Raw genomic sequence first — 24723 nt, 5'->3', positions numbered from 1 at the left:
GGTTTTTGGTCAATTCTTACGATCAAACAAACCGAGCCGCGCAATTATCGCGGTAACGAGTAACGTGAAAAAGAACAACCAAAAGTGCATTTGTCTCATATCTGCGGTGATCGCGCCAGTAGCGGCACGACCTAAAGTAGAATCGATTATTCCCTTTTGACCGTAGTCCAGACCTGCGACAATTTGTCCCATGGGGTCGATCAGGGCCGAAATGCCGGTATTGGCCGCGCGAATCACTGGAATTCCAGTCTCGACGGCACGGATTCTGGCCTGCTGAAGATGCTGATAGGGACCGGGCGTATTGCCGAACCAGCCGTCGTTGGTCACGTTGACGATCGCCGCGGATGTCGCGATATCATCAGGGACGTCGCCCGGGAAGATGATTTCGTAGCAGATGAAGGAATGAAGCTTCTTGCCCGAGGGCAGCGTGATCGGGTTTCTGGTCACGGCAGGCGAAAAACCGCCCGGCAGGCTGATGAGATTGTTGATACCGATCTTGCGCAGCACGTCCTCGAACGGCACGTATTCCCCAAACGGTACGAGATGGACCTTGTCGGTCGCACCGATGATCTGGCCTTCGCTGTCGATGGCATAGACGGAGTTGTAATAGCGTGGTGCAAGCCCCGTCCCCGCATCTTCCATCCGCACGGCACCCGTCAACAGGATCTGGCCGTCTTCCAGCGTCTTCGCGATCTCGGCCAAAGCGTCGGGGTTCTGCGTCAGGATAAAGGGAACGGATGTTTCCGGCCAGACGATGATATCAGGCCGCTTATGGCCCGGCGATGGCGGCAAGGAAGACAGGCGCAAATGCGCGTTGAAGATTTCGGTCCGATCGGTGTTGAGCATCTTCACCGACTGGTCGATCCCCGGCTGAACGATCCTGACCGTCAGGTCATCGGTGACAGGCGGCGGTGGCTGGTTCAGGCGGTAAGCACCATAGCCCAGGTGTAACGCAATCATGGTAACTGCAATCGAAAGGCCCGGGATCAACCCTTTCTTCGTCCCCAGCAATGCAGGACTGGAAAAAACAAACACCGCCAGCATCGACATGCCGAAAATGCCGATGAGATTGGACGTCTGCATCATGATCGGGATCGGCATGATGCCATAGCCGACAGCATTCCACGGAAACCCGGTCAGAATGAAACTGCGCAGCCATTCCATGAGCCCGAATGCGGCCGCCAGCGCCGCGATGCGACCCCAGCCATCGGACCACAAGAGATTGGCCAGCATGGTGGCCACGCCGTAGAAAATGGCAAGGCAGGCGGGCAGTCCGAAAATGGCGAGGGGCAACGCCCAGGCGAATTCGTCGGCTTCGAGCAACAGGGCATTGCCCAGCCACCAGAGCCCCGCCACGAAATACCCGAAACCGAACAGCCAGCCGACGAGGAAGGTTTTCCAGCCACGCGACCAGACACCGCCATCGGGATGACCGGTGGTCCCATCGATCAGCCAGACGAGCAGCGTGAAGGATACGAAAAGGGCGGCAAAAAAACCGATGGGCGGCAGGGCGAGCGCACCGAATGCACCAGCAAGAACTGCGATGCATATCCGGCCAAAACCACTGCCCAACATGATCTTGCCCGCCAGTCGTTCCATGCAGTTTCCACCTTATAAAGAGGTACCGTCTAACACTCGTGACCGGGGAAACGACACCGTGTATTCAACGGGACTTACTGCAAAAGACGCAGCGCGTCCACTGCGCTCACCGCAGATGTTCGACGCCTGAAACGACGAAGACCGCAGGGCAAAGCACCTGCGGTCTTCGTCGTTTAAAATGGCCGTCATTCGCTTAGACCGGCGCGTTATCCGCACGGCTTGGAGATGGTAGAGCCAAAACCACCTGGCTCGCCGCATCGGCGGGTGCCTGATCGTCCTCGCCCTCGGAAGACTGGTTTCGCATGATGCGAACACCCTTGATGCGTCGGGAATCGGCGTCGAGAATGTGGAACTCGAAACCCGGAACGGCACGAACCACCTCGCCCTTGACCGGAATGCGGCCCAGCGCAAAGAAGATCAGTCCGCCCAGCGTGTCGATTTCCTCGATATGCTCGCGAACATCGAAATCATTCCCGATGACCTCGGCCAGCTCGGTCAATTCGGCGCGCGCATCGGCTATCAGAACATCATCAGACAGGCGCGAGAACATCGTCTCGTCCTTGTCATGTTCGTCGTCTATGTCGCCCACCACCATTTCAACGATGTCTTCGTGGCTGACGAGGCCATCCGTCCCGCCATATTCGTCGATGACGAGAGCAAGCTGCGTGCGCTGTGCCTGCATGGTCTTCAACAGGGTCGATGCCAGCATGGATGACGGCACGAAAAGGATTTTGCGGACGAGACCGGCGTCTGCAAGCGTTTGCTCCAGATCGACGCGTGCCAGATCGAAATTCGCCCGGGGGGATTTTGCCGCCCGCGTTCCCTCGACTGCGGCAACGCGCGAGCCTGCGCGGCGCTTGTTGCGGGCCTGCTTGCCGATGAAGGCCAGCAGGTCGCGGATGTGGATCATGCCTTTGGGGTTGTCCAGCGTCTCGTCATAAACCGGCATACGCGAACGGCCCGTCTCTTCAAAGAGAATCATCGCTTCGCCGACCGTCATGTCCTGATCAAGCCCGTCGATATCGACGCGCGGTATCATGATGTCTTCGACATGAACTTCGCGGAACCGCAGGATGTTGTTGAGCATTGCCCGCTCTTCGGGCGTGAAGGCTGCACCGATCTCGGTGTCCGTCATAAGCGCGTCGGTGATGTCTTCACGGAGACGCTCGCCTTGGGATGGCTTCAGCAGCCGCGAGATTCGAGACCAGAGGGATGCTCTGGGTTTAAAATGATACTCGGATCGTGAGGGACTACTGCCTTCCTCCGATGAGGATTGTTCCCCGGTATCTTTGCCCTCGAGGGGCGGTCGTGCCGAATGTTCGTTCATGGTCCCAGACTGTTGATTCAAAGCGGTTCCTGTCCCGCATAGGGATCAGATAGACCAAGCTTGGCCAAAATGCGAGTCTCAAGCTCTTCCATTTCTTCAGCATCGTCGGCGTCGATGTGATCGTAACCGAAAAGATGCAGAAATCCATGCACCAGAAGATGGGTCAGATGATCATCGAAACTCTTCTCGAGATCAAGTGCTTCACGCTCCACGGTTTCGCGCGCAATGACGATATCACCCAGCATCGGCCCCGGCATGCCGCCGGGCTCCAGCGGATAGGCCGGGAATGACAGCACATTCGTTGGCTTGTCTTTTTCGCGCCACTCGGCATTGATTTCCCGGATCGACGCGTCGTCGGTGAAGACCAGCGACAGCTCGGTGGTATCCTTGGGAAAAGGCTGCTGTTCTTCCGCTTTCAAAAAATCGACAGCCGGGTCCAAAACCCGGCTGGCAAATGCGAACAGCTCGTCTTCCGATGGCCAAGCTTCAGCCTCGACGCTGATCTGAATATCCAGTGACGTCATGGCGTTCTTCAGTTGCCTCTCGACAGGCTCTCGTCCGGTACCGCCGTCTGCGCTTCGTAGGCGCGGACGATCCGTGCGACCATCGGGTGACGAACGACATCCACATCCTTGAAGCGGACGACAGAGACGCCCTCGACTTCCGTCAGGATTTGCAGAGCTTCCACGAGACCGGACTTCATGCCACGCGGCAAATCCACCTGGCTCGGGTCGCCGGTCACGATCATGCGGCCGTTTTCACCCAGACGCGTCAGAAACATCTTCATCTGCATTGTCGTGGTGTTCTGCGCCTCATCGAGAATAACAACGGCGTTGGCCAGCGTGCGTCCGCGCATGAAGGCCAGCGGCGCGATTTCGATGACGCCTGCCTGGATGGCGCGCTCCACCTTGTCACCCGGCATCATGTCGTAGAGAGCATCGTAGAGTGGACGCAGATAAGGATCGACCTTTTCCTTCATGTCGCCAGGCAAAAAGCCGAGGCGCTCGCCGGCTTCGACCGCCGGACGTGACAGGATGATGCGATCCACGACACCGCGTTCCAGCAATTGCGCGGCGTGCGCCACCGCCAGATAGGTCTTGCCGGTACCGGCAGGTCCAACGCCGAAGACGAGCTCCGACTGTTCCAGCGCCCGCATATAGACATCCTGCGTCGGCGTGCGGGCGGCGATGGTCTTCTTGCGGGTGGAAATCTGCGCCATGGAGACCTTGGCCTTGCGCTCCATGGTCGGCAGGATCAGCTGGTCGTCGGCTGCCATGGCCATGCGAATCGCGCCTTCCACGTCGGATACCTCGACGGTTCCGCCCTTTTGCAGGCGCTCGTACAGGGTGTCGAGTGCGCGACGGGCCTGATTGGTGGCGACGAGTTCACCTGTGATGGCAACGGAGTTGCCGCGCGGGCGCGCGTCAATCTTCAAACGCTGTTCCAGCAATTTGAGGTTCTGATCGAACTGACCGAATAGCTCTCCGGCTATCCTGTTATTCTCGAACGTGAGGACGAAGTGATTGGCGTCGGTCGCGGCTGGGCGTGGCTGGCGCGATGAGGGTGATACCAATTCGTGTGCGTTCAAGCGGTCAGGCTCCCGTCCTAATCAGTGTCGGTTCCTCACTCTAGCTTTATGCCACCTCGGCAAACAAGCTGTTTGGACCCGTTGCGGTGATTCGTACATGAATAATGTCGCCGATTTTCATGTCATTTGCATCAAGATTCACAGATTGCAGCCAAGGAGATCTTCCAATCAACTGGCCCGGCATGCGACCCGGCTTTTCCAGCAGCACATCCATGGTCTTGCCGACCAGCGATCCGGCAAATTCGTGCTGCTGTTTCAGCAGGAGAGCCTGTAGTCGCTCCAGCCTTTCAGCCTTTACGTCTTCCGGCACCTGATCGGTCAGATCCGCTCCCGGCGTGCCGGGACGTGTCGAATATTTGAACGAAAAGGCCTGCGCGTATTTCACTTCTTCCACCAGTGCCAGCGTATCGTCAAAATCACGATCCGTCTCGCCGGGGAAACCGACAATAAAATCCCCGGACATGGCAATATCAGGGCGGGCACTGCGAATTTTTTCGATAAGCCTAATGTACTCCTCGCCGGTGTGGCGACGGTTCATGGCCTTGAGGATCCGGTCGGAGCCGGATTGCACCGGAAGGTGTAGATAGGGCATCAAAACGCGCAGATCGCGATGCGCCTCGATGAGCCGGTCGTCCATGTCGCGCGGGTGGCTGGTCGTATAACGCAGGCGGGCGATACCGGGGATCTCGGCCAACCTGTAGAGCAATTCGGCAAGCCCCCATTGCTCACCCTTCGGTCCCGTCGAGCGCCACGCATTGACGTTCTGGCCCAGCAGCGTAATTTCCCGCACACCGGACTCGGCCAGCCGTGTTGCTTCATCGACAATCTGCTGCACGGGCCGCGAGACTTCCGAGCCACGCGTATAGGGTACCACGCAGAAGGTACAGAACTTGTCGCAGCCTTCCTGAACCGTCAGAAAAGCGGTGACCCCGCGCGCGCGAATCTTCGCCTTATCCGCGACCGGCAGGTGCTCGAACTTGTCTTCGACGGCATATTCGGTCTCAATCACGCGTTCGCCGCCACGAACACGCCGCAGCGCTTCGGGCAGACGGTGGTAGGTCTGCGGGCCGATGACAACATCGACGGCAGGCGCACGGCGCAGAATCTCCTCGCCCTCGGCCTGCGCCACGCAACCGGCAACGCCGATCACGAATTCGCGACCCTGCTCTTCGCGGGATTTTTTCATGTCCCGCAAGCGTCCAAGCGCGGAATAGACCTTCTCGGCTGCCTTCTCACGGATATGACAGGTGTTGAGCAGAACCAGATCCGCCTCGCCCATATCCTCGGTCGGAACATAGCCGTCCTTGGCCAGCGCGTCGCTCATGCGCACGCTGTCATAGACGTTCATCTGACAGCCATAGGTCTTGATAAAGACCTTGCGGCTGTTTGCACCTTCGCGAAGAGCAGTCGGGGCGGCCTCGAGGCCGATCATTTCCTGGGTCATGGCCGTTATCTAATGATTTTAAGCGCTACATTAAACAGAAAAATGCGCGATCGCGACTGTCTGAGCGAAAACTGTATCGCAACATCGAAAAATCCCGTGCTCAACGCGGCTTTCGCCAGCCGCCGCGCAAGCTGAAGCCCAGCATGGCGCGAAGCGACATCGTCGCTTGAACGCTCAGTGCCTTCCGATTATCGCCACGACGAAAGGGGATCGTCTCGCCAAAGGACACATCGACATCGATGGCCCCGGCCTTCAGCAGGCCAAGCAGCGATGGCACCAGCCCGATCGTTCCCGGCCAGGCTGCAACGGGGCGGTGGTAGCGGCCCATCGCCATGCCGTAGATGCCGGTATAGGCGATCGCGACCGGCTGGACATGCACCAGTTCCCCCGGCACCTGCTCGGCCGCACTGGACGCTGCACCGAAGAGCGAGGATTTGACGGGTAAAATCCGGTTGCCGTCCGACGTGGTTCCCTCGGGAAACAGAACGACGATTTCACCGTCCGCCAGACGTTGCGCAATCTCGTTGACCTGCGCCCCCGCGCTTCGTTTCTGCTCCCGCGCTATGAAGATGGTTTTCTGCAATCGCGCCAGAAGACCGAAGACCGGCCAATTGCGCACTTCCGTCTTTGCGATGAACGCCACATCGGCAACGCTTCCCACCACCATGATATCGGTCCACGAGACGTGATTGACCACGAGAAGCAGCGGCTTTGAGGTTTCCAGGCGGTCGTGGACATGCACCTTGATGCCGAGCGCGTGGCACGCAATCCGGTGCCAGTATCGCGGCAAGCGACGTCTGAACGGGAGATCGAAGAAGAGACCAATCAGTTGAACCGGTAAAAAGACCAATGTCGCCACCGTCAGGACGACGGTCAGATAGATCACCCGCAACCACATCATCGCTTCATCCGCTTTGTGGCCTTGTCTGCTTCAATTGTCTTCAGGCTTGAGCGGCACACCATAAAGCTCAAGACGGTGATCCACTAGCCTGAACCCATGTTCACGCGCGATTTTTTCCTGCAAGGCTTCGATCTCGGGCGAATGAAACTCGATCACCACGCCATGCTTGAGGTCGATCAGGTGATCGTGATGTTCCTCCGGCATCGTCTCGTAGCGGGAGCGGCCATCGCGGAAATCATGCCGCTCGATGATACCGGCATCTTCGAACAGCTTGACCGTGCGATAGACCGTGGAAATGGAAATGCGCGGATCGACAGCGGAAGACCGGCGATAGAGCTCTTCGACATCGGGATGATCAACGGATTCCTGGATGACACGGGCAATCACGCGACGCTGGTCGGTCATGCGCATACCACGTTCGGCACAGAGTTCTTCCAGGGTTTTCGAGATATCTATCACGTCTTTTAGGCTTTCAGCTGCTTCCGTTGGGTCGCCCTGAGGCGCTGTGACTGGTCTCTACACGAACTAGCGAAGATCACGTCGCATGACAAGCGCCGTCGACTTCGTGCCGTCCTTGGCTGTGTAATAGGCCTGCCGTTCAGCCACCGTCTCGAAGCCAAGTTTTCTGTAGAGACCGATGGCAGCAGCGTTGCTGCCATCCACCTCCAGAAACATGGTTTCAGCGCCACGCATCATCGCTTCGCGCATGACCGACTGCATCAGCCGCCAGCCCAGACCCGAGCGACCGAACTTGTCGCTGACGGCAAGGGTCAGGATTTCCGCCTCCCCGCCCGCCTCGCGTGACAGCACGAAACCACCCATCGGTTTGCTGAAGAATGCATTGGTCTGGCGCGCGACAGCGCCGAACACACTGGACTGGCCCAGCAGGCTGGCAAACTCCGCGTCGCTCCATGGACGCGGGAACCGTTCATGGTGAAGCGTGGCCATATCGGCGCAATCGGCGTGCGCCACGGCGACGACTTCGAAAAAAGGTTTCCAGCTGAGATAATCGTCAAACATGGCAGGGAATCATCCGCATCAGGGTATGAATTGCCCGTATCAGGCTACCGGGCGTCGTTCCAGTGCAAATCCCGTCTGCGGCTTGGCGTCGGGTCCACGCAGGTAGAGTGGCGCGGGTTTCGGCATGCCCACCGGCTTTTTCGCAGCCACGCGGGCAACGGTCGCAATCGCGAATCGATCCGGTCCTGACCCAGTCTCGCCACCGGCAAAAAGCGGGTGAGCCGAGCCGATGATGGTGCCAGCGAACCCGGAAAGGGCTGCTTTCGCGTCCTCCAGAGACAGCAATGCTGCATCGCTTAAGGGCGCGCCATCTGCCGTAAAGGTCTGGAGATAGGCCTCGTTGCGTTTGGCATCCAGCCCGACAGCCACCGGCAAACCGGGATTTTGAGACAGGTGATGGGCGGCTAGCGTTTCGAGCGTGGTTATGCCCACCGCCTCGATACCCAAAGACAGCGCAAAGCCGCGTGCTGCGGCAACGCCCACGCGGATACCCGTGAAGGAACCCGGTCCTATGGTAACGGCGATCCGCTCCATGGCATCGAGCGTCACGGATGCCTCGTTCAAGGCACCGTCGATGATGCCCATCAGACGTTCCGCATGGCCCTTGCCGATCTGTTCTGTCACCTCACCCAGCACTGCGTCCGCCGCGCTGTCATAGACACTGGCAGAACAATCCACGCCGGATGTATCGATGGAGAGAATCAGCATTAGGAAAGCTGCCCTTGATCAGACAGCCTCGACCTCTTGCACTTCAGGAACGAAGTGGCGCAGCAGGTTCTGCACGCCATGCTTCAACGTCGCCGTGGAAGACGGGCAACCCGAGCAGGCGCCCTTCATGTTGAGGAACACCGTACCGTCGCGAAAACCACGGAAAGTGATGTCGCCGCCATCCTGCGCAACGGCAGGACGGACGCGCGTTTCCAGCAGTTCCTTGATGGTGGCGACGATGGTTTCGTCACCAGCCTCGAAGAACTCTTCTTCCTCGTCCGAAATTTCGGCCGATACAGCGGTGCCCATCAGCGGGCGGCCGGACATGAAGTGCTCCATGATCGAGCCGAGAATAGCAGGCTTGAGGTGCTGCCATTCGGCGCCGTCCTTGCTGACGGTGATGAAATCGAAACCGTAATAGACGCCGGTGACGCCCGGAATTTCAAACAGAACGGAAGCCAGCGGAGAGGCCTGCGCCTGCGCGGCGTTCAGGAATTCCGCCGTCCCGCTTTCCAGAACGACCTTGCCCGGAAGAAACTTCAGGGTGGCCGGGTTCGGGGTGGATTCCGTCTGAATGAACATAATGATCTCCTTCGGGACAAGCACAAGCAGTCCCGGAATTTAGAATACTTCCAAAGTATGCCGGACGAAGCCTGACTTCAAGTCCTGACATGATAAACCCATTCAAGAAATAAGCCTATCCCGTTTCAAGCCGATATCGTCTGCCTCAGCACAGCGCGTCGATTTCCTCGTCGGTCAAACTGTCCGGCAGAACCGTCACCGGGATAGGAAACGCCGTGCCGCGTCCGGCGATGGACGAGACCAGCGGACCCGGTCCTTCCTTGGTGGAACCGGCTGCCAGAACCAGAATGGCGATATCTCGGTCTTCCTCGATCAGCCCGTGGATTTGCTCGGCGGCATTGCCTTCGCGAATGACCGATTCAGGCTCCGACCCGACATTCTCACGCACCTTTTGCGCGACCTTTGCCAGCGACGCCTCGGCTTCCTCACGCGCTTCAGCACGCATGATCTGCTCGACACCCAGCCATTGCTGGAAATCGCCATCCGGGATCACATAGAGAAGCACGAGCGCGCCATTGGAATTCTTTGCGCGACGACCGGCATAATGAACGGCCCTTTCGCATTCAGGCGTCCCATCAATGACCACCAGAAATTTACGGCGGTGTCCTTCGAGACGCGAAAGCCGTTTCGATACCATTGCGTACTCCCGTTTTCGCCGTCACGGCCAAAGCCGCCCGGCGCTCACGCCGGACTTTATATCATATCCGAGGATTAAAACATGCTCTTGCACACGGAGAACATATCGTCGCCTCTAGCGCAGGAAACCGATGATGTCTCGTACCTCGTTCATCGTCTTTTCGGCCAGTGCGCCCGCCCGTTCGCCACCCTGTTTCAGGATCGCGTCGATATGGCTGACATCATCGAGCAGGCGGCGCATCTCGCTATTGATGGGGGCGAGAACATTGACCGCCAAATCGACGAGTGCGGGTTTGAAGGCCGAGAACTGCTGGCCGCCGAATTCCGTAAGGACATCCGCCTTGGTCTTGTCCGACAGAGCGGCATAGATGCCGACCAGATTTTCGGCTTCCGCGCGACCTTTCAGGCCGTCGACTTCGCTTGGCAGCGCATCCGGGTCGGTCTTTGCCTTCTTGATCTTGCGCGAGAGCGTATCGACATCGTCCATCAGGTTGATGCGCGACAGGTCCGATGGGTCCGACTTCGACATTTTCTTCGTGCCGTCCTTCAACGACATGACACGCGGCGCAGGCCCGCCGATCAACGGTTCCACCATCGGGAAATAGGCATGAACCGGTTCGTTGCCGACGGTGATGTCGATGCCGAGACCGGCATTGCGAATATTGTCGCTGAAATCGATGTTGAACTTCTGGGCGATGTCGCGCGCCAGTTCCAGATGCTGCTTCTGGTCGTCACCAACAGGGACGTGGGTCGCACGATAGACCAGAATGTCGGCGGCCATCAGGCTTGGATAGGCCAGCAGTCCCAGCGAGACCTGCTCGGCATTCTTGCCGGACTTGTCCTTGAACTGGGTCATGCGCTCCATCCAGCCGATGCGCGCCACGCAGTTGAACACCCAGGCCAGTTCCGCATGCTGCGGCACGGCGGACTGGTTGAACACGATGTGCTTGACCGGATCGATGCCCGCCGCGATGAAGGCCGCCGCAATCGAGCGCGTCTGCGCCTTCAGATCGGCATGGACCAGCTGGGCGGTAATGGCATGCATGTCCACGACGCAATAGATGCAGTCATTGTCGTCCTGCAAAGCGACGAACTTGCGGATGGCACCGAGATAGTTGCCCAGATGGAGGTTTCCGGTGGGCTGGACGCCCGAAAAAACCAGCGGCTTGAATGTATCCATGATCATCCTCGAAAAGGCTTGTGGAGGGCCTTGCCTCTTGTTTCAAATTGGCCGCGCTTATGCACCGGCAAAACTATCCAATCAAGGGGTTTGCGTGAATTCAACCTGCAGGCTGCAACAGATCCCACGTGTTACCATAGGGGTCTTCAAAGACGGCCACGGAGCCATAGGCCTCGTGACGCGGCTCCTCCAGAAACCGGATTCCGTTTGCGGTCATCGCTGCAAAATCACCGGCAAAATCATCCGTATGGAGAAAGAAGCCGACACGTCCGCCCGTCTGTTTTCCGATGACGTCGTTTTGCTGCGGACCATCTGCCTGCGCCAGCAGAAGACCGGCACCCTGGCTTGCCTTGGGTGCAACCACGACCCACCGTTTTCCATCGGGAAGTGGCGTATCGGAAACGCAATCGAAGCCCAGCAGGTCGCAGTAAAAGGATTTCGCCCTGTCATAATCGTCGATGACGAGCGTTACCAATGCGATGTGTCTGGAAGACGAAAAAGGTGCCATCAGCCCTTCTGCCCTTTTTCCGCAGGCTTCGACTTTCGCTTCAATCCCCGTTTGACCATGCCGAGATTGGCACCGCCGGAGAGGAAGGCCAGCCCGAAATAAAGGACCATGGCCGCAAAGACGAGAGCCAGGAGCGTTCCCGCCCTGACCGCGATGGACGACGCAGACGACAGTTCGAAGGCCAGATAGGCCAGCGCATAGTGGATGGCGATCGCCATGACGGCTGCCGCAAACAGAAGCCGCGGAATGCGGGTCAGAAGCGGAATGTCGAGCTTCCAGTGGCCTCGCCAGAGCAGCATACCGAACAGCAGCGCGGCATTGACCCATCCGGCTGTGATTTCCGCCGTCGCAATGCCAGGACCCCCATAGGTCGGAAACAGGGTCAGCGCCATCGAGACGTTGACGACAACCGAAATCGCCGCAAAGATCATCGGTGTGCGGGTGTCTTCGCGCGCAAAAAAGCCCGGAATGAACGCCTTGATCAGCACGAAGGCGGGTAGGCCCAGGCCGTAGATGCCGAGAATTTCAGCCACGGTGCCGGTGGCCGAGGAGGAGAAGTTGCCGCGCTCGTACAGGAACCGCACGATGGGTTCTGCCATCACCAGCAGGGCAGCGGCAGCGGGCAGCGTCAGGAACATGACGAATTCGACCGATCGGTTCTGCAGATTGGCCGCCTCCACCTGATGCCCACCACGCAACGCGCGGGCAAGCTCCGGCAACAGCACGGTCGCCACGGCAATGCCGACGACGCCGAGGGGCAGCTGATAGATACGGTCCGCATAGGCGAGCGAGGAGATGACACCTTCCTTGCCGGATGCGATATTGGTGTTGATCAGCAGGTTGATCTGGGTAATGCCGCCGGTGATGGCGGCAGGCAGCGCCAGCACCAGCAGGCGTTTGACGTTGCCGGTCATGCGCGGACGCCGAAAGCCGATCTTGATACCGGCATTGCGCACGGCAATCCAGACGATGGCCAATTGCACGAAACCGGCCGCCATCACACCCCATGACAGAGCATAGCCCACCTGAAGCGGACTGTAGTTCTTCCACCAGGCAAAACCCAGCACGCCGATGAGAATGATATTGAGGAAGACGGGCGCGATGGCCGCTGCGAAATATCGATGCAGCGAATTCAGCATGCCGCCCATCATCGCCGCCAGCGACATGCAGGCGAGATAGGGAAACATGATGGTTGCGAGACGCACGGTGTTGTCGAACTTCGTCGGGTCCTCGACGAAACCCGGCGCGATGACGGTTCTAACGATGAACGGCATCGACAGTTCCATGAGGATCGTCAGCGCCATCAGCACCGTGAAGAGAACACCGAAGACCTCTTCCGAAAACCGCTTCGCGCCTTCCATGCCGTTCGCCTCGATTTCCTTGGCAAACAGCGGCACGAAGGCAGAGTTGAAGGCACCTTCGGCAAACAGGCGGCGGAAGGTATTGGGAAAGCGGAAGGCGGCGTTGAAGGCATCGGCGACAGGACCGGTGCCCACGGCAGCCGCCATTAGCATTTCACGGACAAAGCCGAAAAGCCGGCTACCCAGCGTCGCGGTGCCGACGGTTGCGAATTTCGCGATCAGACCCATTGTTTCGTCAAGCCTTCGCGGTGCGTGCAGCGGGCAGCGCCGCGACATCGGGATGGGCGATGATGCCCGACGGCATACGGTCGCGCAATTCATCTTCCTGTTCTGCCATCACCGCTTTCAAACGGGACCCGATGCTGGCCTGGCGGTTGTCCGTCATGACCTTCTGTCCGAAGAGATCGGTCACGTAAAAAGTATCGATGACTTTTTCGCCAAACGTCGTGATGCGCGCCGAGGTGATGTCGAGAGACAGATCGGCCAGCACAGCCGTCATATCCGCGAGCAGGCCGGTACGGTCGAGGCATTCCACCTCGATCACCGAGAACTTGTTGGACAGGCCGTTCGAGATGGTCACGGACGGCGGAATGTTGAAGGTCTTGCTCTTCTTGCGGCTCTTGGTGCGCGTCGCGATGATTTCCGGGATCCGCTTTTTGCCCGCCAGCACCTCTTCGATCATCTTGCCGATATTGTTGGCGCGCCGCGTCTCATCCTCGTCGATGGGAAACTCCCGGTTGATGAGGATGGTATCGAGCGCGCGACCATCGGACGTGGTGAAGATTTGCGCGTCGGCAATGTTGGCACCGGCAGCGGCACAGGCACCGGTGATGATCGACAGCAGACGCGGATGGTCGGGGGCCAGAACGGTGATTTCGGTGATGGCGTGGAAGGAATGGGTCCGCACCATGGTCGATAGCGCTTTTTGCTGCTTGTCGGCTTCGCGTAAGAACCGCGTGTGGCGGGTTTGATCCTCCAGATCGACGGAGAGAAGGTAAGGTTCGTAATGCAGGCCGGTATATTTGCGCCGTGCCTTCTGGCCCCAATCCGTCAGGGAATCATACAGCGCCTGGCGGGCAATCTTGGCGCGCTCCTTGCGTGACGTCTCCGAGAAACCACCCGATAGAAGAAGCTCGGTTTCATAATAGAGCGTGCGCAAAAGCTGGCCTTTCCAGCCGTTCCACACATCCGGGCCGACGGCTCTGATGTCGCAGACGGTGAGGATGAGCAGCATTTTCAGCCGTTCCATGGACTGCACCTTGGCCGCAAAGTCGGTGATTGTCTTGCGGTCGTGCAGATCGCGCGTCTGCGCAACCATCGACATCAGCAAATGCTGTTCGATCAGCCAGAACACCGTTTCGGTCTGCTTGCTGCTCAGCCGGAAACGCTGGCACAGCTTGCGCGCAACGCGGGCACCGGCAATGGAATGATCCTCCTGCCGACCCTTGGCCACATCATGCAGCAGCACAGCCACATAAAGAGCATCGCGATCCTCCACCCCGGGTATCAGTTGATTGACCAGCGGGTGGGTGTCGACCGCCTGTCCCTTTTCGATCTCCGCAAGCACCGCGATGGAGCGGATCAGATGCTCATCCACCGTGTAGTGGTGGTACATGTTGAACTGCATCATCGCGACGATCTTGCCGAATTCCGGAATGAACTTGCCCAGCACTCCCGCCTCGTTCATGCGTCGCAAAGTCAGCGCGGGATCCCGCCTGGATGTGAGAATGGCGAGGAAAAGACGATTGGCCTCTTCGTTTTCGCGAAGTTCGTGATTGATCAACGCCATGGAGCGGGTCACGACGCGCAGCGCATCCGGGTGCAGTTCGAGATTGTTGATATCGGCGACGTGAAACAGCCTGATGATGCTGACGGGATCGTTGCGGAACACGTCGGCATTGGCCAGCGCAATGCGGCCACGATCTTCCACGAATTCGTCGGAGCCGGGTATCTTGCGCAGACGGTGGGCAAAACGGCTGAAGACGCCAGACAGGCCCGGCACGTCCTTGGCTTGCCTGTCTTCCAGCGCCGCACACAGAATGCGGGTCAGGTCCCCCACATCCTTGGCGACGAGGAAGTAATGCTTCATGAAACGCTCGACGGCAGACAGGCCGGGGCGCGGCTGGTAATTCAGCGCCGCCGCGATATCCCGCTGAATGTCGAAGGACAGACGCTCTTCCGCCTTGCCGGTGATGAAGTGCATCTGGCACCGCACGGTCCAGAGGAAATCGTCGGCCTTTTCGAACAGCTTCAGTTCGCGCCTGGATATAACGCCAAGCTTTACCAGTTCGGCGGTATCGCGCACATGGTAGTAATATTTGGCAATCCAGAACAGCGTGTGCAGGTCGCGCAGGCCACCCTTGCCTTCCTTGACGTTGGGCTCCACCAGATAGCGCGTATCCCCCGCCTTGCGGTGGCGCTGGTCGCGCTCGGCCAGTTTGGCGGCGATGAATTCGGGACCGCTGCTGGTCACGACTTCCGTTTCGAAACGACGCTCCAGCTCATCGGCCAGCGTCTGCTTGCCGCAGATGGAGCGCATTTCGAGAATGGCGGTGCGGATCGTCATGTCGGCCTTGGACAGGCGAATGCACTCATCCACCGTGCGCGTGGCGTGGCCGACCTTGAAGCCGATATCCCACAGAATATAGAGGATGAACTCGATGGCCTTGTTCATGTCAGGCGTGTTCTTGGTGGGCAGCAGGAACAGGAGGTCGATGTCGGAGCCCGGCGCCAGCGTTCCACGACCGTACCCGCCAACCGCAGTGATTGCGATCTGCTGGGCGTCGTTGGGGGAGACATGGCGGCAGGCCAGTTCGTAGAGCACCTCGATCAGGCGGTCCTGAAGCCAGGAAATCCGCCGCGCGCAATCGATACCGCCGCCTTCCGTATCCAGCAATTCGCGAGCCTTGTCGCGGCCCTGTGCACTGGCCTTCTTGAAGATTGGCAACAGATCGGCCCGCAGATCGGAAACACGCTGCTCATCGCCCTGAAAGACGAATTCGCATTCCCGTTTCAGTGCGTCGACATCCAGTATAGCTGAGAAATCCAGGTCTTTTGTGGCCATTGATGCCGTTATCCATTTCAAATGGGCTCTGCTTTTGGCATAGCCCTATAGCGATTTTCGGGCGTGAAGGACAGGCATGATGCCCATCTAAAAAGGACAGCGCGCCTTCACAAGGACACTGTAAGGCTCAAGCCTTGCCAAGTTGTTTCTTGAGCGCGTAAAGCGCGTCCAGCGCCTCACGCGGGGTCATTTCATCCGGGTTCAGCGCCTTCAGTGCCTCGTCCACCTTCGAATTTCCATGGTTGCGGCTTTCCTCGCGCCGCGCGGCGATCTGGAACAGCGGCAGATCGTCGATCAACTGGCTCGCCGGGTTCTTGCGGTCGGCATCTTCAAGCTGGGTCAGAACCGCCCGCGCGCGCTCCACCACAGAGGCCGGAAGGCCTGCAAGCTTGGCCACCTGAATACCGTAGGAGCGATCCGCAGCCCCCGGCCCGACCTCGTGCAGAAAGATCACGTCGCCTTCCCACTCGCGCACCTTCATGGTGGCATTGGACAAGCGACCGAGCTTTTCGGACAGCACCGTCAATTCGTGGAAGTGGGTGGCAAACAGGCCCCGACAGCGGTTGACCTCGTGCAGGTGTTCGACCGCCGCCCAGGCAATCGAAAGACCGTCGAAGGTCGCCGTACCGCGTCCGATCTCGTCCAGAATGACGAGCGAGCGGTCCGTCGCCTGATTGAGGATCGCGGCTGTTTCGACCATCTCCACCATGAAGGTCGAGCGGCCCCGCGCCAGATCGTCAGACGCGCCGACGCGGGAAAACAGCCGGTCGACGATGCCGATATGGGCGGCTTCCGCCGGAACGAAGGAGCCGATCTGGCCCAGAATGGCAATCAACGCGTTCTGGCGCAGGAAGGTCGACTTACCGCCCATGTTCGGGCCGGTCAGCAGCCAGATAGCGCCGTTGCGGTTTCCGTTGACCGCCGAGAGATCGCAATGATTGGCGATGAAAGGCCCCGAAGACTGCCGGCGCAGTGCCTGTTCCACCACCGGATGCCGCCCGCCCTTGATGCTGAACATCATCGAGGTGTCGATGACGGGACGGCAATAGGCCTGTTCTGCGGCAAGATGGGCAAGGCTTGTGGCAACGTCGATCTTTGCGAGTGCCAATGCACCGGCCTTGATGGCTTCGGCATGGGAAACGATGGCACGCACCATCTGCTCGAAGGCTTGCAACTCGATCGACAGCGCCTGCGAGGCTGCGTTGGCGATGCGGCTTTCGAGGTCAGCGAGTTCGGTCGTGGTAAAGCGCATGGCACCCGCCATGGTCTGGCGGTGGATGAAGCGGGCTTTGGCTTCGTCGCCCGTCATCATCACATCGGCATTGCCTGCGGAAACCTCGATGAAATAGCCCAACACATTGTTGTGCTTGATTTTCAGCGACTTGATGCCGGTCTCTTCGGCATATTGCAGTTGCAGCCCGGCGATGACCCGGCGCGATTGATCCCGCAGCGCCCTGATCTCGTCCAGTTCAGCGTTGGACCCCTCCCGCACGAAACCACCATCGCGTTTCAGCAAGGGCAACTCGTCGGCAAGCGTCGCGCTCAGCATCGCTTCCAGCGGTGTCGGGAGCGCTTTCAGCGCGGCAAGCGCGTCCGCCAGTTCATCCGGCAACAGGCCCTGGTCCAGCAACGCCGCGACATTCTCCGCAGCGGACAGACCAAGTCTGATGGCGCCGACGTCACGTGGCCCACCGCGATCGAGCGCCAGGCGCGACAGCGCGCGCGGCATGTCGGCCACCTGCTTCAGCGCATCGCGCAAGCCATCGGAAAGCGAAACATCATCCAGCAGATAGGCAACCGCATCCAGCCGCGCATTGATCTTGTCCGCGTCGGTCAGCGGCGACATCAGTCGCTCGGCCAGTAGCCGCGCCCCGCCGCCCGTGACCGTGCGGTTGATGGCGTGGAGCAGCGACCCATCGCGCTCACCCGACAGCGTCTTCGTCAGCTCCAGATTGGCGCGCGTGGCGGGATCGATGAAGAGGGTGGAGGCGGCACTCTCCCGCTCGGGTGCCGCCAAGGGCGGGCGTTCGGCAATCTGGGTTTTCTCGACATAGGCGACGGCGGCCGCAGCAGCGGCCATCTCGACGCGGGAGAACGTGCCGAAACCATCCAGCGTGGTCACACCGAAATAGCGGGCAACGCGGCCTTCCGCCGTTGCGCTGTCGAACAGAACGGCAGGTTGGGGCACGGCCACGCGCCCCAACACATCGAAAACCGACTTCAATTCTTCGTCGTGGAACAGGCTGTCGGCAACGATTAGCTCACGCGGATCGATGCGCCAAATATCGGCCAGAAGCCGCGTCGGCGTCGTCTCGGCCAGACGAAAAACGCCGGTTGAAATATCGATCCAGGCCAGCGCAAATTGCGCCTCTGTGCTGCCCCTGATCCGCGCCAGCGCCATCAGATAGTTGGATTCCGTTGGCGACAGCAGCTTTTCTTCGGTCAGCGTCCCCGGCGTCACGAGCCGCACCACATCGCGCCGCACCACCGATTTCGAGCCGCGCTTCTTGGCTTCCGCAGGATCTTCCATCTGTTCGCACACCGCAACGCGATAACCGCGCAGGATCAGCTTTTGCAGATAATCATCCGCCGCATGCACCGGCACGCCGCACATGGGAATATCCTGACCCAGATGCTGGCCGCGCTTGGTCAGCGTGATGCCCAGCGCACGCGACGCCTCTGCAGCATCGTCGAAAAACAGTTCGTAGAAATCGCCCATGCGATAGAACAGCAGCGAACCGGGGTTGTTCGCCTTGATCTCGATATATTGCTCCATCATCGGCGTGGCCGACGCGCGGCTCTCTTCAGAAATGAGCGAGGCGGTAGAATGAACGTCCGTCAATGGCTTTTCAATATCGCTATGGTTCAAGGGAAACGAGCGCAGAGCCTAACGGTCCCTCGCCTCCACCACAACACGTTCAACCCGCCTGCCCACAGGAAGCTTCAGGCTCAACCGTTGAAACGATAGTCCTCGCCGCCATAATAAGTGATGTACCGTCCGGCGATGGATGACACCGGTAGAATGACCAGTACATCCGTCGTGTTGAAGGCGTGGTCGACCACGGCGCCGGAGCCGAATGTGGCGCCGATCCGCATATAGGCCTTGATGAGCGGCGGCATGGCCGAAAGCGCCCGGCGCGGGTTGATGGCTTCGGTGGGCATCATGTCCATCTCGCGGTAAAGCTCGGGCAGAGCAGATGCCGACCATTCGCCTTTCGCACCGCAATTGTGATGCAGGAAGGACAGCGCCAGCGCATGGGCCTCCGGCTGCACACCGGGAAACGACGCGCAGCCGATCATGGCATCCATACGGTGGCGGACGGCATAGGCCCAGTTGCCCTGCCACAGAAGCTCGACCGTTCTTTTCGTTCGATATTGCGGCAGAACACAGGAGCGGCCGAGTTCCATGAAGCGCTTGCCCGGATGGCGGGCGATAAGCCCGTCGATATCGAACTCGCTGGCCGAATAAAAACCATTATAGGCAAAGGCGGTTTCCTGACGAAGCAGCCGGTAGGTGCCGACGATCTGGTCTTCCGGATCACCCTCGATCGAATTGTCCAGAACCAGCAGATGGTCGCAGACGGCATCGAATGCGTCGATATCACGATTGCGGCGCATGGCGTCGGCGGGAAGCCGCGCGCCCATCTCCTCCACGAAGACCCGGAAGCGGACGTGCTGTGCTGCATCGATTTCACGGTCGTTTCTGGCCAGCCGGGTTTCCAGCGGGCCGATGCGACCGAACACATCGTCGTTGCGCGGCGGCGAAACGGGCGCGATATGTGCGATGACATTGCGCTCGCGAATGTCGTGTTCAAGAATTTCCGTGACCATGGAGAATCGCCCCACCACCGTTTCGTTCTGGCTGTCATAAATCACTTCTTGACGACACAACAGTGACAGTTAGCCGCGTAACGGGAAGCGGATCAATTCAAAAAACGCCGGTGCGTTTTTGGGGAAACAGACGCAGCACATCCTCGATCAGACGCTTCGGTTCCACCGGTTTGACGAGCACCGTGCTGATGCCCGCTTTGAGTAGAACAGATTTCGTATCCGGCGTCGTATCGCCGCTCAGCACCATGATCGGTAAGTTTTTACGACCCTTCAGCGACGCGTTGAGCCGTGGTAGTACCTCCAACCCGTCTCCAAGAGGCATATGGAGATCGGAAATGACGAGATCCGGCAAAGGTCCACCAGACACCGAAAGGGCCTTCGTCAAAGCTTCGAAGTCGCTGACCATCCGCACACGGCAACCGGATTTCTCCAGCACGGCGCGCAAGATCCGCGCATTGACGGGATCGTCCTCGGCCACGAGCACATCAAGGTCGTAGGGCGTCTCATTCAGCGCAGTCGAAAAACCAAAACCGGGATGCTGATTGTCGTTGATGGCATCGCGTCGTTCCAGCCCGCGCAGACGGCCGCACAGAACGTCGGTCAACGATTTTTCACGCAAGGGACGGATCAGCCAGGCGTCGAACTCGTCCTGTGACTGCGCGCCGCGCTCTTCCGGGTTGACCAGCAAAATCTGGCGAACGGTACGGTCCGATGTCGATGGCCAGCCTTTCAACGCCTCGCGAAATTGCGGGGCAACCCGGTGATCGACGATGATATCGGTGATGTCAGCCAGACCATTGGGGGTGTTAAGCCTTGCAGCCTTCAGTTGCCTCGGTGTCGAAACCAGAGTGCACGTGCCGCCCAGAACCCGGATGGCATCGCCGGTTGCGTTTGCTGCAACGCCTGCCGGTGCCAGCAACAAGACGGTAGATTTGCCAAGCGCGACTGCGCGACTGGACAGACCGTTGGAGGTGGGTGCTGCGCCCGGCTTGAAGGTAGCCGTAAAGACGCTGCCCTCCCCCTTTTTGCTCGCCACCGTCAGCGCGCCGCCGAATTCGCGGATGATGCGGGCGGAGATGGCAAGGCCAAGGCCCGTGCCTGCATTCTTCTGCGATATAGAGCCTGCCTGTTCGAACTCACCGAAAATACGGGCCTGTTCGGCTTTCCCAATCCCAGGACCGGTGTCGCTCACGGCAATCGAAAGCGTGTCGCCTTGCATGGATGCCCGCACCAGCACGCCGCCCTTGGTCGTGAACTTCACCGCATTGCCGATGAGGTTGAACAGCACCTGTCGCAGACGCGCGGGATCGAAATCGAGACAGTCAGGAACATCGGCTGAAACGATGGAGGCGATTTCGATGCCTTTTTCGTGGGCGCGATGGGCCAGCATTTCCACCACGCTTTCGATGAGCTGGCGCAGGTTCTCGGCTCTCGGATTGAGCCTGAACCGCCCGGCTTCCATCGTGGAAAAATCAAGCAGATCCTCAACGAGCTGCACCAGTGATTGCCCCGACTGGCGCATGCCATCGAGATAGTTGTGCTGCTCCTGTGTGAGCTTTGTCTGCGACAGAAGATGGTTCATACCCAGAATGCCGGATAGCGGCAGGCGAATTTCGTGACTGACGGTGGCCAGAAGCCTGCCCTTGGCGGCATTTGCATTTTCCGCCCGCAGCCGGGCATCCTCGCGGGTTCTGAGTGCGGCGCGCTCGTCTGTCACATCGCGGGCCAGGCTGCTGATCACCAGACGGCTGCTGGCCGCATCGTTTGCCACAACGTCGTGCCAGGTGAAGATGCGCTGGCCGTAGGGTGTGGCGATCTCGACATCGTAACAATGCGCCTTGCCACCGGGGCGGAACGCGATGCCGATCTCCTCGCATGTCTTGCCCTGCGGCTCGGTGCATCCGGTCATTTCGCAAAAAGCAGAATTCGTCTGGATGATACGCCGGTCCATGTCCCGCGTGACGACAATATCGCCCATGGCCTCATGAATTTCCGCCATCAGGGCGGCGTTCTGGCGGTGACGGGCATCGACGATCCTGGCATCGCGCATCGACGCCTGACGCAGCATGGAGGATCGAACCATCATGTAAAAACCGCAGGACACACAGATCGTGACCGAGAGCGCGGCCATGTAAAGCGCGACATTGCCACCCAGATAGACGGCGCTTGCAAAGGCAAAGCCGCAGCCCGCAGTAAACAGCGTCAAGGTGCGAAGCAGGCGAAGAAAAAAGGGCGGCGATGGCTGCCCCGCGGGCGCATCGAAGGCCGACCCGACAGCCGATAGCGCGTCGACCTCGACAGGTTCGAAGGTTTCGGAAAGCCGCTCTTTCAGTTTCGCCACTTCGCTCATACCGCCAGCCTTAACATGGCAGCCGTTTTGATTGGCTTGGCACAGACGCTAAAGTTTTAGCTTTTCTTCGCCCTGGCGTGAAGGATTTCATCCAGAATGACGCAGCCCGCGCCGATGGTGATGAAGGAATCCGCCAGGTTGAACACGGCAAACGACCATGTCTGCGTGTGAAACAGAATATAATCGATGACATGGCCGTATAAAAACCGGTCGAAGATATTGCCGGCGGCACCGGCGATGATCAGAGCAAAACCCAGATGTGCAAAGGTGCGATCAGAATCGGTCTTTCGCCACAGCCAGATAACGAAGCCGACGATGAGAAGTCGCATGGTCACGATGAACCAGCCTTCCATGCCCGACAGCATCGAAAAGGCCACGCCGAGATTATAGGTGCGGTAGAGCGCCAGATACGGCACGACGGGCACCATCTCCTGAAGAGGCAGATAGGCTTCGACCATGAGCTTGACGATCTGGTCGGTGATCAGCGCGATGACGATCAGGGCAACAGCGGGGACGAGTTTGGAAAACAGGGCAGGCTTTGCCATCAGGTCACCGGGGAAAGTTCGAGAAGATGGCGGCGGGCTTCAAACAGCATGACACCGGTTGCAATCGCCAGATTGAGCGAGTCGGCACGGCCCTGCTGGGGAATTCGCGCCAGTTGGTCGGCCTTGGAGGCCAGTTCCGGCGGCAGACCGCCTTGCTCGTTGCCCATCAGCAGCACGGTCGGCTTCTTTTTGTAATCAATGGTCCTGTAGTCCACCGAACCGGCAAGATGGGTAGCGACGACACTGACGCCCGCCGATTTTTTCCAGCTCAGGAACTCGTCCACGGTTGCGTGCGCAACAGCGATGGCAAAGACCGAACCCATGGTGGCGCGCACTGTCTCCAGCGAAAACGGGTCCGTGCAATCACCCAAAAGGATCACCCCGGATGCGCCAGCGGCATCGGCGGTGCGGATGATGGTGCCGAGATTGCCGGGATCCCGCACCCGGTCGAGCGCGATATAGGTCTGGCCACTGTCCGGCCGGATATCTTTCAGCGCTGTCCATTTCTGATCGAAAATCCCCACCACCATCTGTGGATTGTCGCGACGGGTGATGGAAGACAGGATTTTTTCGGTGACTTCCAGAACAAGCCCGCCAGAGGCGACCGTCTTTGCGGCCACCTGCTCGACTAGAGATTTGCCCTTGGCATTCTTGGCGTAAACCAGCGTGCGGATTGTCCAGCCCAGTTCCAGCGCATCGATCACCAGCTTCAGACCTTCGGCCATGAAGGTGCCGGTCTCTTCCCGACCCTTCTTCTGCGTCAGGTTCTTGATGTCCTTGATGATGGGGTTGGCGAGGCTCGTGACCTCCTTGACCTGCCCTACCCGGCCCGGTCGGTTTTCACGGCGGTCATCGGTCATTTCGGTACCCAGCGGCTGAAGAGTGAGGTGGAAAGGGCGCGCCCTTGGGTCTTGCCATCAAGGCCCGCTTCGCGAATGACGAGTTCACCGGAGGCAACCTCGCCGCCTGCGCCGCGCATGGTTTCGCGCATCAATTCATGCATCGAATAAAAGCTCGCGCGGATCGAATAGGCCGTCAGCACCAGACCGAGCGCATTCGGCGACAGAATATCGCGGCAGACATCCAGCATCAGCGGCAGATGATCGAACAGCTCCCAGATTTCGCCATGGGTGCCACGCCCGAATTTCGGCGGATCGGTCAGGATGATGTCGTAGGTGTTGCCGCGCCGTTCTTCCCGCAGAATGAACTTCATCGCGTCTTCGCAGATCCAGCGGATAGGCGCGTTGTCCAGACCTGCCAGCGCCTGATTTTCGCGTGCCCAGCCAATCGCCTTCTTGGAGGCGTCCACATGGGTCACTTCCGCACCGGCAGCCGCCGCCACCAATGATGCGACACCAGTATAACCGAACAGGTTCAGCACCTTCAAAGGACGGTCGGATGCCTCAATGGTTTCTTTAAGCCACTCCCAATGGACGATCTGTTCGGGAAAGACGCCGACGTGGCGAAAGGCGGTGAAACGACCGAGAAAGTTGACACCGAGAAGCGAAAGCGGCCAGGTTTCACCGAGCGGCTCCTTGGGAAAGCGCCAGCGGCCCATGCCATCCTCGTCCGTATCGCCGGAAAAGACGGAATCGGCATTGTCCCAGACACGCTGCGGCAGGGTCGGCCGCCACAGCGCCTGCGCTTCGGGACGGACGATGCGGTACTCACCGTATTGCTCCAGCTTCAAGGCATTGCCGCTATCGATCAGGTGAAAGTCGCCCGCCCCGAGCGATTCCAGGATGACGGGCACCCGTTCACTCGGCAGAGCGCCTGTGCGGTCCTTCAAGGGACGTGTCGGAACCTGTTCTGCCTCGGGTGCCGGCGACTTTGCCTTCACCGTTGCAGTCTCTTTGGGTGCGGTCGGCGGCGTGCGTACATAATCTTGCATGCGGCCGCGCGCTTCGGCATTTTTCGGCCTCGGCGGTTTGCCAGCGCTCTTGTTTCGGGGCTCCTGCCCTGCGCGCGGCTTGGCATCCGGGCGATTGTCTTTTTTCTTCAACGGGGTTCTTTCCAAGTCTGACCGCATCTGTTGCGACAGCGAATATCATCAAGGCGCGCCATTATCAAAGGGCTGCG

Annotated in this window: 21 protein-coding genes; all 21 read right to left on the bottom strand. The window is 59.3% G+C overall.

The window, feature by feature from the left end; genetic code table 11:
* Nucleotides 1–9: 9 nt before the first annotated feature.
* Nucleotides 10–1599, bottom strand: a complete 1590-nt coding sequence (gene lnt / locus RMR21_RS00215) for an apolipoprotein N-acyltransferase (protein WP_498668748.1) — start codon at nucleotides 1597–1599, stop codon at nucleotides 10–12.
* A gap of 193 nt (nucleotides 1600–1792) precedes the next feature.
* Nucleotides 1793–2926: a hemolysin family protein gene (locus RMR21_RS00210; RefSeq protein WP_498668747.1), complete on the bottom strand. Its 1134-nt coding sequence runs from the start codon at nucleotides 2924–2926 to the stop codon at nucleotides 1793–1795.
* A 17-nt stretch (nucleotides 2927–2943) separates the two neighbouring features.
* A complete protein-coding gene (gene ybeY / locus RMR21_RS00205; protein WP_498668746.1) occupies nucleotides 2944–3450 on the bottom strand; it encodes an rRNA maturation RNase YbeY in 507 nt (168 codons plus the stop codon).
* An 8-nt stretch (nucleotides 3451–3458) separates the two neighbouring features.
* Nucleotides 3459–4514 carry a PhoH family protein gene (locus RMR21_RS00200; RefSeq protein ID WP_498668745.1) on the bottom strand — a complete coding sequence of 352 codons (1056 nt, stop codon included), beginning with the start codon at nucleotides 4512–4514 and terminating at the stop codon, nucleotides 3459–3461.
* 46 nt (nucleotides 4515–4560) lie between these two features.
* A complete protein-coding gene (miaB, locus tag RMR21_RS00195) occupies nucleotides 4561–5958 on the bottom strand; it encodes a tRNA (N6-isopentenyl adenosine(37)-C2)-methylthiotransferase MiaB (protein WP_498668744.1) in 1398 nt (465 codons plus the stop codon).
* Nucleotides 5959–6058: 100 nt separating this feature from the next.
* Nucleotides 6059–6859: a lyso-ornithine lipid O-acyltransferase gene (olsA, locus tag RMR21_RS00190; RefSeq protein WP_498668743.1), complete on the bottom strand. Its 801-nt coding sequence runs from the start codon at nucleotides 6857–6859 to the stop codon at nucleotides 6059–6061.
* A 30-nt stretch (nucleotides 6860–6889) separates the two neighbouring features.
* Complete coding sequence (locus RMR21_RS00185) at nucleotides 6890–7318, bottom strand: Fur family transcriptional regulator (protein WP_174151787.1); 429 nt, start codon at nucleotides 7316–7318, stop codon at nucleotides 6890–6892.
* A 66-nt stretch (nucleotides 7319–7384) separates the two neighbouring features.
* Complete coding sequence (locus tag RMR21_RS00180) at nucleotides 7385–7879, bottom strand: GNAT family N-acetyltransferase (protein ID WP_498668742.1); 495 nt, start codon at nucleotides 7877–7879, stop codon at nucleotides 7385–7387.
* 39 nt (nucleotides 7880–7918) lie between these two features.
* Nucleotides 7919–8587, bottom strand: coding sequence for a tRNA (adenosine(37)-N6)-threonylcarbamoyltransferase complex dimerization subunit type 1 TsaB (tsaB, locus tag RMR21_RS00175; RefSeq protein WP_498668741.1), 669 nt, complete (start codon nucleotides 8585–8587; stop codon nucleotides 7919–7921).
* Nucleotides 8588–8605: 18 nt separating this feature from the next.
* Complete coding sequence (locus RMR21_RS00170; protein WP_174151784.1) at nucleotides 8606–9169, bottom strand: NifU family protein; 564 nt, start codon at nucleotides 9167–9169, stop codon at nucleotides 8606–8608.
* A 145-nt stretch (nucleotides 9170–9314) separates the two neighbouring features.
* Entirely contained in the window at nucleotides 9315–9806 is a 492-nt protein-coding gene (locus tag RMR21_RS00165; RefSeq protein ID WP_498668740.1) for a universal stress protein, read from the bottom strand.
* Between the two features lie 114 nt (nucleotides 9807–9920).
* On the bottom strand, nucleotides 9921–10985 hold the full coding sequence (gene trpS, locus RMR21_RS00160) for a tryptophan--tRNA ligase (RefSeq protein WP_498668739.1): 1065 nt from the start codon (nucleotides 10983–10985) through the stop codon (nucleotides 9921–9923).
* 100 nt (nucleotides 10986–11085) lie between these two features.
* Entirely contained in the window at nucleotides 11086–11493 is a 408-nt protein-coding gene (locus RMR21_RS00155; protein ID WP_498668738.1) for a VOC family protein, read from the bottom strand.
* Complete coding sequence (gene murJ / locus RMR21_RS00150) at nucleotides 11493–13082, bottom strand: murein biosynthesis integral membrane protein MurJ (RefSeq protein WP_498668737.1); 1590 nt, start codon at nucleotides 13080–13082, stop codon at nucleotides 11493–11495. The genes RMR21_RS00155 and murJ overlap by 1 nt, the downstream gene beginning before the upstream one ends.
* Nucleotides 13083–13089: 7 nt before the next feature.
* Nucleotides 13090–15918, bottom strand: a complete 2829-nt coding sequence (locus RMR21_RS00145) for a [protein-PII] uridylyltransferase (RefSeq protein WP_498668736.1) — start codon at nucleotides 15916–15918, stop codon at nucleotides 13090–13092.
* Nucleotides 15919–16045: 127 nt separating this feature from the next.
* Entirely contained in the window at nucleotides 16046–18697 is a 2652-nt protein-coding gene (gene mutS, locus RMR21_RS00140) for a DNA mismatch repair protein MutS (RefSeq protein WP_498670189.1), read from the bottom strand.
* A gap of 170 nt (nucleotides 18698–18867) precedes the next feature.
* Nucleotides 18868–19749, bottom strand: a complete 882-nt coding sequence (olsB, locus tag RMR21_RS00135; protein ID WP_498668735.1) for a l-ornithine N(alpha)-acyltransferase — start codon at nucleotides 19747–19749, stop codon at nucleotides 18868–18870.
* A gap of 97 nt (nucleotides 19750–19846) precedes the next feature.
* Nucleotides 19847–22099, bottom strand: a complete 2253-nt coding sequence (locus RMR21_RS00130) for a hybrid sensor histidine kinase/response regulator (RefSeq protein WP_498668734.1) — start codon at nucleotides 22097–22099, stop codon at nucleotides 19847–19849.
* Nucleotides 22100–22155: 56 nt separating this feature from the next.
* A complete protein-coding gene (lspA, locus tag RMR21_RS00125; RefSeq protein ID WP_498668733.1) occupies nucleotides 22156–22644 on the bottom strand; it encodes a signal peptidase II in 489 nt (162 codons plus the stop codon).
* Nucleotides 22644–23504, bottom strand: coding sequence for a TrmH family RNA methyltransferase (locus RMR21_RS00120; RefSeq protein WP_498668732.1), 861 nt, complete (start codon nucleotides 23502–23504; stop codon nucleotides 22644–22646). Before RMR21_RS00120 ends, lspA begins: the two co-directional genes overlap by 1 nt.
* The gene (locus tag RMR21_RS00115) at nucleotides 23501–24646 is read right to left on the bottom strand and encodes a class I SAM-dependent methyltransferase (RefSeq protein WP_498668731.1); all 1146 of its coding nucleotides are present in this window, start codon (nucleotides 24644–24646) and stop codon (nucleotides 23501–23503) included. The genes RMR21_RS00120 and RMR21_RS00115 overlap by 4 nt, the downstream gene beginning before the upstream one ends.
* Nucleotides 24647–24723 lie beyond the last annotated feature (77 nt).

It is taken from the genome of Agrobacterium sp. rho-8.1 (genome assembly GCF_033957725.1).
Classification (GTDB): Bacteria; Pseudomonadota; Alphaproteobacteria; order Rhizobiales; family Rhizobiaceae; genus Agrobacterium.
This window is presented reverse-complemented; position numbering and strand designations above follow the sequence as displayed.